The sequence below is a fragment of the Salinisphaera hydrothermalis C41B8 genome (genome assembly GCF_000732535.1).
Lineage (GTDB): Bacteria > Pseudomonadota > Gammaproteobacteria > Nevskiales > Salinisphaeraceae > Salinisphaera > Salinisphaera hydrothermalis.
Genome location: NZ_APNK01000060.1, coordinates 1 through 10,169 on the forward strand (window position 1 = coordinate 1; position 10,169 = coordinate 10,169).

The 10,169-nt window shown below is 67.0% G+C and carries 7 protein-coding genes; 1 reads left to right on the forward strand and 6 read right to left on the reverse strand.

Annotated features, from left to right (window positions below):
* Positions 1-648: 648 nt before the first annotated feature.
* Positions 649-1,887 carry an MFS transporter gene (locus C41B8_RS18630; protein ID WP_198025299.1) on the reverse strand — a complete coding sequence of 413 codons (1,239 nt, stop codon included), beginning with the start codon at positions 1,885-1,887 and terminating at the stop codon, positions 649-651.
* Positions 1,888-2,200: 313 nt separating this feature from the next.
* On the opposite strand from C41B8_RS18630, the gene C41B8_RS18635 reads away from it, so the two are divergent.
* Positions 2,201-3,802, forward strand: a complete 1,602-nt coding sequence (locus C41B8_RS18635) for a multicopper oxidase family protein (protein ID WP_037341709.1) — start codon at positions 2,201-2,203, stop codon at positions 3,800-3,802.
* A gap of 277 nt (positions 3,803-4,079) precedes the next feature.
* Here the strand turns inward: C41B8_RS18635 and C41B8_RS18640 are convergent, their stop codons facing one another.
* From C41B8_RS18640 to C41B8_RS18660, 5 genes are all read right to left on the reverse strand, one after another.
* Positions 4,080-5,414 carry a class-II fumarase/aspartase family protein gene (locus C41B8_RS18640; protein WP_037341711.1) on the reverse strand — a complete coding sequence of 445 codons (1,335 nt, stop codon included), beginning with the start codon at positions 5,412-5,414 and terminating at the stop codon, positions 4,080-4,082.
* Positions 5,415-5,427: 13 nt separating this feature from the next.
* Positions 5,428-7,269, reverse strand: a complete 1,842-nt coding sequence (locus C41B8_RS18645) for an ABC transporter ATP-binding protein (RefSeq protein ID WP_051883776.1) — start codon at positions 7,267-7,269, stop codon at positions 5,428-5,430.
* Positions 7,266-8,192: an ABC transporter permease gene (locus tag C41B8_RS18650; RefSeq protein WP_037341713.1), complete on the reverse strand. Its 927-nt coding sequence runs from the start codon at positions 8,190-8,192 to the stop codon at positions 7,266-7,268. Before C41B8_RS18650 ends, C41B8_RS18645 begins: the two co-directional genes overlap by 4 nt.
* A 4-nt stretch (positions 8,193-8,196) precedes the next feature.
* Positions 8,197-9,114: an ABC transporter permease gene (locus C41B8_RS18655; protein WP_037341715.1), complete on the reverse strand. Its 918-nt coding sequence runs from the start codon at positions 9,112-9,114 to the stop codon at positions 8,197-8,199.
* The coding region (locus C41B8_RS18660; protein WP_198025300.1) for an ABC transporter substrate-binding protein at positions 9,111-10,169 on the reverse strand (1,059 nt) is incomplete at its 5' end. The genes C41B8_RS18655 and C41B8_RS18660, both read right to left, overlap by 4 nt.

Here is a 10,169-nt window from a genome sequence, read left to right on the forward strand (position 1 = left end):
CAAGCTTAAGCCATGCGGTCACCGCCGCCTTTCACGCTTATCTGCGAAGAACCTTTTTTTATGGTTCATCGCGGATTTGCGGAACTGCAGTAAGCCAGATTGGCGGCTGGACTGCGTCGCTGTCCTTGCGTCGTTGATAAGTGCGGTTGCGATTGTGGTGTTGGCTAGGACGCATTGCCCGAGCGGCGGCACGTCGTCGTTACTCCAGCGTCGTCAGCTCGGCGGATATGGCGCCACGGGGCTCGGAATACGCGAAACCTTGAAGCGTCGTGTCTGTATTCCGGCCCCGTTGTGCGGCGACGGCGAGGCGTGGTGTCGGCGGGTGTCCGGCGCACGGCGCCGGTGCGTCCAGCCTGTTTGAGCATCGCCAAAGCGATGTGAGTTCTGGGCGCATCCCGCCGGCACTACGCCTCGCCGTGAACCGGCGAAGCCGGCGCCGCGCCGGGTGCTCTTCTCTTGGTTACATCTGCCGAGCAAGCAAGAGAAGTGGCTCGCGCTGCAGCGCGAAAACAAGGGCCGGCAAAGCTCGGTGGCGCGAGGCGTTTCCAGTGCAGTGCGTCTTCCGTCACGCGCACCACTCGCTGAACCGTCAGGATTCGCGGACGGTCATCGTATCGCTCGTCGAAGAAAAACCTTTCAGTCGCAGTTTCAATGCGCCGCGGCGGCCCGCTCCGACCGGCTATAGAGAAATGGCCCGGCCAGCAGCGGCATCAAGGCCGCGTAGAGGCCGAAAGCCAGACCGAGGGCGGGCGCGCTCATGCCGAGCGACAGCGCCAGCGATACGATCACCGGCGCGAGCGCGCTGGCCAGCACCATGGCCGCGCCGAACACGCCGCGAACGGTGCCTACGGCGGCAGTGCCGAACATTTCCGCCCAGAGCGCGCCGGAGAGTACGGAGTTGGCCCCGTTCGTGAAGCCGATGCCGGCGAACGCAACCCAGATGGACGCCACGCCCAGCGGCAGGGTAAACGAGGCGAACGCCACGGCCATGGGCAGCAGGTGCAGGCGTGCCATGCGAATCGTGCCGAATTGATCCGCGGTACGCCCGTAGAACCAGGTCCCGAACGCACGAAAGATCGCGAAGACGGTAAAGGCCGCGCCGATCAGGCCGGCGTTCCAGTGCATGGCCGCGGCGATCGTGCTTTGCTCGAAGAGAAAACCGGTGGCCATGAAGGGCGGGGTGAGCATGATGGCCGCCCCGGCCCAGAAGCGGCGATCGGCCAGCAGCGTCCGCCGTTGCATGATGTCGTCGCCGGCATTGCCTCCATCGCTCGACACCGGCCGTTTCGCAACGCGCCAGTGGATGGTGCGCTGCAGTCCCAGCAGGGCGGGCATGACCATCACCAGCAACGTCCCGGCGGCCACGAGCCACAGGTCGCGCCAGTCCAGCAAGCCGAGCAGCGCGATCACGGTGGCCGGCAACACCGCCTCGCCCAGAATCACGCCCATGGTGGCCCAGGCAATGGTGCTGCCACGTCGTCGCCCGCCGTTGCGGGCGGCCGCGACCACCGCGAGCTGGGTCAATAAACCCTGGCCGCCGAGTCGCAACAGAAAGAACGCCGCCAGCAGCATGACGCCAGTCTTGAGCCCGGCCGCGAGCACGCAGCCGGCGATCAGAATCGCCAGGCTTGTTGCCACCGCGGTGCGCAGCATCAGGCGATCCATGGCGCCGCCGAGCCAGAACAACAGGCTGCCGCTGGCCAGGGTCGCGATGCCATACAGCAGGCTGACCGTCGTGCCATCGAGCCCGGTGGCCACGCCGAACTTTGAATTGAACAGGCCAACGAAAAAAGTCTGGCCAAAGCTGGAGACGAACGTCGCGATGAAGCCGAAAGCGATGATCCGCAGCGCACCGGCTCCCGCCTCTGGGGCCGTTGTTGTTGTCATGTCGTTGTCCACGGTGGCGCGGCGCGCCGGCATTCAAGGCCAGCACGCGTCAGGGCTGTCGTCACGAGAGACGCCCTGGTATTCATCCAGGGAGGCTGCACCGTGCCGGCCAGCGTATGCGGCGGGCGGCAGCCAATAGAGGCTCGAACTCTAACGCGATCGGTGCGTGGGCCGCCAACAGGGCGCTCGATGACGAGCTTGCTGAGGGTCGCGACGGGTCGCGAGCGCCGGGCGACGATCTGGCACAATCGCCTCCACGCGGGATGGTCCTGCGTAAACCCTCCCGCGACCCTTCGATTCGCGTTTATGGATCATGACCAGGACTGACCGCCAAGGCCGACGCCGAGTACTCAAGGGCCTCGCGGCCGGTGTGGCCGGGGCGGCGGTCTGGCCCGGCGGCGCCCGTGCCGGGGTGCCCGGCTGGCGCGCATTCGGCGTGGCCTCACCCCGCACCGGTGTGTTCCAGCGCCCGTTGCCGATCCCCGCGCAAGCGACCGGCACGCTCGATGCGGCCGGTGTGCGTCATTATCAAATCGCGGCCCGCCCAGGCTCGAGCGAGCTGGTGGCCGGCGTGCAGACGCCGACCTGGAGCTACAACGGCGCCTGGCTGGGCCCGACGCTGCGTATCCCGCGTCATCAGCCGGTCCAGCTGCATGTCCACAACGGGCTCGATCAGCCCACGACCCTGCACTGGCACGGCGCCCAGGTGCCGGGGCGCATGGACGGCGGCCCGCACAGCGTGATCACGCCGGGCGACACCTGGACCGCCGCCTATACGCTCACCCAGCCGGCGGCCACGCTCTGGTATCACCCGCATCCGCATGCCTATACCGGGCCGCAAGTGTATGCCGGCATGGCCGGCATGCTGTGGATCGACGACGACACCGACGCGCGGCTCGGCCTGCCGCGCACCTATGGCATCGACGATCTACCGGTCGCGATTCAGGATCGGCGTCTCGACGCCGACGGCCGGCTGGCCTACATGACGGCCGCGCGTGACGTGATGGGCATGAAGGGCGATCGCTTTCTGGTCAACGGCGTCGAACAGCCGTATGCCGAAGTCGCCGCGGGCTGGCTGCGCCTGCGGGTGCTCAACGCCTCGAATTCACGCGTGGTGAATCTGGCCTTCCGCGATGGCCGGCGTTTTTACGTGATCGCCGGCGACGCCAGCCTGCTGGCGGAACCGGTGCCCATGGAACAGCTGTTGCTGGCGCCGGCCGAGCGCGCCCAGATCCTGGTCGATCTGCGCGGCGATTATGGCCGGCGCGTGGTGCTCGCCAGCGACTCGGGCGCGGCGGTGCCTGGTCTGTATCGCACGCCGATGGATGTCGATGCCCATGATCGGCGTGGCTTCGATCTGCTGGAGCTGCGGGTCGGCCCCGCGCTCGCGCTCGGCACGCGGCTGCCGGCGCAACTGGTCGAACAGCCGAGCCTAACGCCCGACGGGCCCACGCGGCGCTTCGTCATGGCCGGCATGATCGCCTCCGGCGCGTTCGGCCACCTGCAGGCCGGCCACGGCTATGCCCCGCGCGCGGCGAACGGGCCGGGCGGTATGAGTGCCGGCGTCGGCGATCGCAACCTGTTCGCGATCAACGGCGAATACATGGATATGGACAAGATCAACGTTCGCGTGCAGCGCGGGGCGACCGAAGTCTGGCAGGTCACCAACGTCAGCCTGATGGCGCATCCGTTTCATATGCACGGCACGTCGTTTCTCATTCGATCCCGCGACGGCAAGGCGCCGCCGCCCCACGAGCGCAGCTGGAAAGACGTGGTGCTGGTCCGTGGCGGCGAAACCGTGGAACTGGTCGCCCGTTTCGATCATCCGGCCGATGCCGCGCATGCCTATATGTATCACTGTCATATCCTCGAACATGAGGACAACGGCATGATGGGCCAGTTCGTCGTCACCTGATTTCGGCGTCGTCGTACGGCGGGCATCATCGTCTGATCCTCATCGATCCCAGGCGAATCAATGGTGCATTCGAACGCGTCGGCGACGTCGACGTTACCCGTGTGACCGAACAGGTGGCCGAGCTGCCCCTGGCCCAGCTCTTTCCCGATCGCCGGGCGGAGATGAGCGATGCGCGAGCCTGGTCGCTGGACTGGTGCGCCACGCACGACGCGCTGTATTTCAGCTCGCATTTCGCCGATACGTCGGCTATGACTGGGGTTTGTCTGAAACCGGGCGGTCACCCCAGCCGGCGACTCGCCTCGGTCGCGGCGCCGACCGCCCAACGGGCCATCGGCGTGCTCTGGCCGGTGTATTGCGCCGGATCGAGCGCGGCCCTGAGCGCGTCGATATCGACTTCGGCCGGCAGTTCGGGGTCGTTGCACAAAGCGGTAGCAAAATCGGTATCGGCATCGCGGGCGCGTGCGGCACAGCGATGCACCAGATCGTGGGCGGCCTGGCGGCCGATGGTGGCGGCCAGCGTCATCATGGCGTTTTCGGCGGCGATCAGGCCGCCGGAGGCCTCCACGTTGTGCCGCATGCGGGCCGGATCGAGCTCGATGCTGGCGACCAGCTGCTCGAACAGGGTGATCAGCTCGTAGGCCAACGGCACCGCGCGATCGATGACGGCATACATGGTGATATTGGTTGCCGCATCGCCTTCATGCGAGGGCTGCATGGCGTCGAGCAGGGTGGCGGCCTGGCCGCGCAGCTGGGTGGCCAGTGCGATCACGCGCACGCCGATCTTGGAATTCACCTTCTGCGGCATGGTGCTGCTGCCGACCGCGCCGTCGAGGTTTTCCAGCACCTCGGCGATTTCGTCGGTCATGAGCACGTAGAACTCGTTGGCGATCTTGCTGGCCGTGGTGGCCAGCAGGGCGAGCAGCTGGATGTATTCGGCGATATGGTCGAGGGCGGCCCGGGAGGGCACGCGCATCCAGCCGAGCCCGAGCCGGGTGGCGATCGCTTCGTTGAGCGCCGGCCCGTGTTCGCCGAAGGCATGCATAGCACCGATCGCGCCGCCGAACTGGGCTACGAACACGCGCGGCTCGGCTTCGCGCAGGCGTTGTTCGTGGCGCAGCATCTCCTCGATCCAGGCCGCGACCTTGAAGCCGAAGGTCACCGGCAGCCCCTGGCGGCGATTGGAGCGCCCGGCGATCAGCATGTCGGCGCCGGTGTCGGCCATCTCGCCGAGGCCCGCGAACACGCGGCCCAGGCGTTGCAGCACCGCGCGATGCGCGGTGTGCATCTGCCGGATGCGCGCGGTCTGGATGATGTTCTGGGTGGTGCCGCCCCAGTGCACATAAGCGCCGGCCTCCGGCCCACAGGCCTCCGCCAGGGTTTCGACCAACGCGAGCACCGGGGCGTGATTGGTAGCCGCGCGCTCGGCATAGGCCGTCATGTCGAGCGCCTCGAGATGAGCGCAGGCGGTGATGCGCTCGGCGGCGCTGACCGGGATCATGCCGAGCTCGGCCTGGGTCGCAGCCAGCGCGGCCTCGACTTCCAGCCAGGATTGATGACGCGCGGTATCGGAAAACAGGTCGCGGATCGCGGCGACGTCGGGCGGTTGAGACATGCGAAAAACTCGTTCAGGCGGCGTGGAGCGGGCGGATGGAGGCCAGCAGTTCGCGGGTGTAGTCGTGTTCGGGGCGGGTGAAAACGCGCTCGGTGGGCCCGCTTTCGACGATCACGCCGCGTTGCATCACGGCTACGCGGGTCGCCAAATAACGGACCACGGCCAGATCGTGGGTGATCAGGAAATAAGTCAGATCGAGCCGGGCACGCAGGTCGAGCAGCAGATTCAGGATCTGGGCCTGTACCGAGATATCCAGCGCCGAGGTCGGCTCATCGCAGATCAGCACCTTGGGCTCGAGCACCAGCGCGCGCGCGATCGCCACGCGCTGTTTCTGACCGCCGGACATCTGGCCCGGGTAGCGGTCGATGAAATGCTCGGGCAGGCCGACCAGGTTCATCACCTCGCGCACGCGAGCCGCGCGCTCGGCCCGATTGCCCTTGCCATGCACGACCAGCGGCCGAGCGATGGATTCACCGACCGTGCGCAGCGGGTTGAGCGAGGAATCCGGGTCCTGAAACACCGGCTGGATGGTCCGGGCGCGCTCGACGGCACGGGTGTCGTGCAGCGGCCGTGATTCAAAGCGGATCGTACCGGCCGTCGGCTCCAGCAGCCCCAGCATCATCTTCGCGAGGGTGGTTTTGCCGGAGCCGGACTCGCCGACCAGCGCCAGGATCTCGCCGCTGTGCAGGGCCAGATTCACGTTGTCGACCGCGGCCACGGTCGAGGCCTTGCCGAACCAGCCGTTGCGGGTGGTGAATTCGCGTGTGACGTGATCGATTTCAAGGATCGGCCGGGCCGTATCGCCGCCGGTGGTCGGTTCGCTCGGCCGGGTGTCGTCGCGCTGGGCGATCGGGCGTGCGGCCAGTTCGTTGGGCGCGAGCACGCAGCGATAGACGCGGCTGCCGGCCTCGCACAACGCCGGCTCGCCCTGCGTGCAGACATCGTGGGCGAGGCTGCAGCGATCGGAGAACGCACAGCGTTCCAGGCGCCGGAACGGGCTCGGCACATGCCCGGGGATCGCGCCAAGGCGATGGCCCCCGCGGGGTTCGTCGGCACGCGGCGCGCATTCTAGCAGGCCTTGCGTATAGGGATGTAGCGGGCGGCGCAGGACGTCGTCGCGCGGGCCGGCCTCGACCAGCGAGCCGGCATACATCACCGCGACGCGATCCACCGCCCGGGCCACGGCGTCCATGTCATGGCTGACCAGGATCATGGCGGTGCCGAGCTCGGCGCGAAGTTCGGCCAGCAGCTCCAGCACCTGCGCCTTGATGGTGACGTCCAGCGCGGTGGTCGGTTCGTCGGCGATGATCAGATCGGGCGAATTCATCAACGCCATGGCGATCATCACGCGCTGGCGCAGCCCGCCGGACAGCTGATGCGGATACTGGCGCATGCGCACATCGGGCTGCGGCACGCCGACGCGCTCGAGCAGTTCCAGCGCGCGACGCCGGGCGGCATCGGCCTGACCGCGATGATAAAGGGTGGTGGTCTCGATCAGCTGGCGTCCGATCGGATAGACCGGGTTCAGCGAGGTCATGAGTTCCTGAAAGATCATGCCGATACGCTGGCCGGCGTACTCGCGGGCGAAGCGCCGGTCGGCCATCGTCGCCATATCCTCACCGTCGAATGCGATCCGGGTGGCCCGGCGCGTTGCGTTGGCCGGCAGCAGCCCCATCAAGGCCAGCATGATCATCGACTTGCCGGAACCGGATTCGCCGACGATGCCGAGCGCTTCGCCGTGGGCCAGCTCGAAATCGACCCCGCGTACCGGCCAAACGGTTTCGCCGGCCGCGGTGGCCAGGCCGACCGACAGATCGGCCACCGATAACAACGGTTGGGAATGGGCTGTTTTCATCGCCGGCCCTCCGGAGTCAGTACGTCGCGCAGGCCGTCGCCGAACAGGTTCACGGCCATGATCAGAATGAACAGCGCGGCCCCGGGCAGGATGCAGAGCCACGGATCGAAGAACAGCGTCTCGCGGCCCTGGGCGATCATCAGCCCCCAGGCGGGTGTGGGCGACTGGATGCCCACGCCGAGAAACGACAGCGCGGCCTCGGACAGAATCGCCGTGCCCATTTCGATGGTGAAGATCACGATCACCTGGCTGCGCAGGTTGGGCAGGATCTCGTAGCCGAGCACGCGCCAGGTCGGGCTCCCGAGCGCCCGTGCCGCGGCCACGAAATCCAGCTCGCGGATGCGCATCGCTGCCGAGCGGGCGATCACCAGATAATAGGTCCAGTGCAGGATGCCGATCACGCCGATTACCACCCACAACGACGGGCCGATCAGAAAGACCAACACCATCGCCAGCAACAGCTCGGGCAGCGAGAGCTGGCAGGTCAGCAGATAGGAGACGACCTGATCGACCCGGCCGCCGAAGTAGCCGGCGGCGAGGCCGAGCGAGACCCCGATCACGCAGCCGAGCGTGGCCGCCAGAAAACCGACCGTAAGCGAGATACGCGCGCCGATCAGGATACGTGCCAGATAATCGCGGCCGAGATGATCGGTGCCGAAGACATGATCCCAGCTGCCGCCGGCCCAGACCGGCGGCATCAGCCGTGCGGTCAGATCCTGGGCATAGGGGCTGATATGCATCAGCATCGGCCCGAACACCGCGATTAGTACGATCGCGGCGAGCAGCACGCCGCCGATCATCAGGCCCCAGTGGCCGACAGCGCGCCGGCGCAGCATCTGGCGCGGCGTGAGCAGGGTGGCCGATTCGGTGGCCCGGGGCAGGCGGGTCGCGTCGGTCGCGTTGGAAAGATTCGTGTCGGTCATTGCCTTACCCCAGTCGCAGCCGCGGATCGAGCCAGGCGTTGATCAGATCGGCGACAAAGGTCAGGCCGACGAAGATCAGCGCGAATACGAAAACCAGCATCTGCACGGTCGGAATATCGCCGCCGAGGATGGAATCCAGCGTGAGCCGGCCGATGCCGGGCAGCGAGAACACCGACTCGACGATGATCGAGCCGCCGAGCTTGTGCCCGAGCTGAACCGCCAGCACGCTGATCACCGGCAGCAGCGCGTTGCGCAGCGCCTGGCGGGTGAGCAGGCGCGAGCCGCGAAAGCCCTTGGCACGCGCCGTGCGGATATAGTCGGATTCGAATGCCTCCAGCAGCCCGGCGCGGGTCAGGCGCATCACCGGCGGCACCGAGCGCATGCTCAGCACGAACGCCGGCAACACGAAATGCGCGAGACTGCCGCCGCCGGCGACCGGGAACCAGTGCAGCTTCACGGCAAAGGCCACGATCGCCATCAGCGCGAACCAGAAGGTCGGCACCGCCTGACCGGCCACCGCGACCGACAGTGCCAGGCGGTCCAGCCAGGTGTTGGGCCGTAATGCCGCCAGCGCGCCGAGCGGGATGGCCAGGCCGATGGTGAACAACAGCGCGAGGCTGGCGAGCTTGAACGTGACCGGCGCGGCCTGGGCGATCAAATGCCCGACCGACTGGTGCCAGTAATAGCTCTCGCCCAGATCGCCATGGGCCAGATCGTCGATCCAGGCGCCGTACTGGGTGGTCAATGGCCGGTCGAGGCCGTATTCGACGCGGATCTGATGGACGACGTCCGGCGTCGCGTTCTCGCCAGCGATCGCCTGCGCCGGATCGGTCGCCAGGTGCAGGGTAAGAAACGCCGCCAGCGACACGGTGAAGGCCACCGCGGCGGCAAGCAGCAGACGGCGAAAGGCATAGCGGATCATCGGGCACCTCCCGAGGTGGCCGCGCTGGTATCCGCCCAGCGGGCGCGATACAGCCGCGGCAGGCCGTCCCGCGGTACCGGGAAGATGAGGTCGTTGGACATGACGTAGTTCTGCGGGAAAACGTACAGCGGCACCCAATAAGCCTGCTCGGCAATGCGGCGTAGCGCCTTTCGATACAAGCGCTTGCGCACAGTCTTGTCGCGGGTGCGCGAGGCGGCGGCGATGGTCCGGGCCAGTTCTTCGTCGCGCGCCAGATTGCGGTCCGTGCCCATGTTCCACATCACGTCGAGCGTGGCGGCGACGTCGGCCGTGCCGCCCGCGCCCCAGGTGCCGAAATAAGCCTGGATGCGGCCACCAGAGCGGGCCTTGTTCAACACCGGCAGCTTCACGTAGCGCAGCGATACATCCAGCCCGGCGGCGCGCAGATCGTGCGCCATCGCCTGCGAGACATAGGGCTCGCGATAAGCCCATAGCGTGAGCTTGAAGCCATGCGGATAGCCGGCTTCGGCGAACAGGCGCTTCGCCTTGGCCGGATCATAGGCGTAGCGGCGCACATCCTGGGCACAGCCGAACTGCACCGGGTTGCAGGCCGCGTCGATAATCTTGGCGCCTTTGCCGACCAGGTTCTTCACGATCGCCGGGCGGTCGATGGCGTAATTGATGCCGCGCCGTACTTTCAGCTGGGTCAGCGGATCGTTCTTTGCGACCAGCCCGGCGGCATCCAGCTCGATGAAGCCGATCCGCATGGAGCTGCCGACTTCACGCTTGGCATAGCCTGAGGCCGCCAGGTTCCGGGCGATCAGGCTGGGCACGTTGTACAGCCAGTCCAGCTCGCCGCTGAGCACGCCGGCCTGGGCGGCGCCCCAGTCGGTGATCGTGTGGATGCGGATGGTTTTTATCGCCGGCCGGCCCTTGGGCGAATCCTGGTAGTAGTCGTCGAAGCGCTGCAGCGTGACTTCATGGCCCGGCGAGAAGGCGACCACCTTGTACGGGCCTAGGTGTGTAAACCCACCACATTGTTCACGTTGAGCCGCAGTCGGCTGATCGGTGGTTGA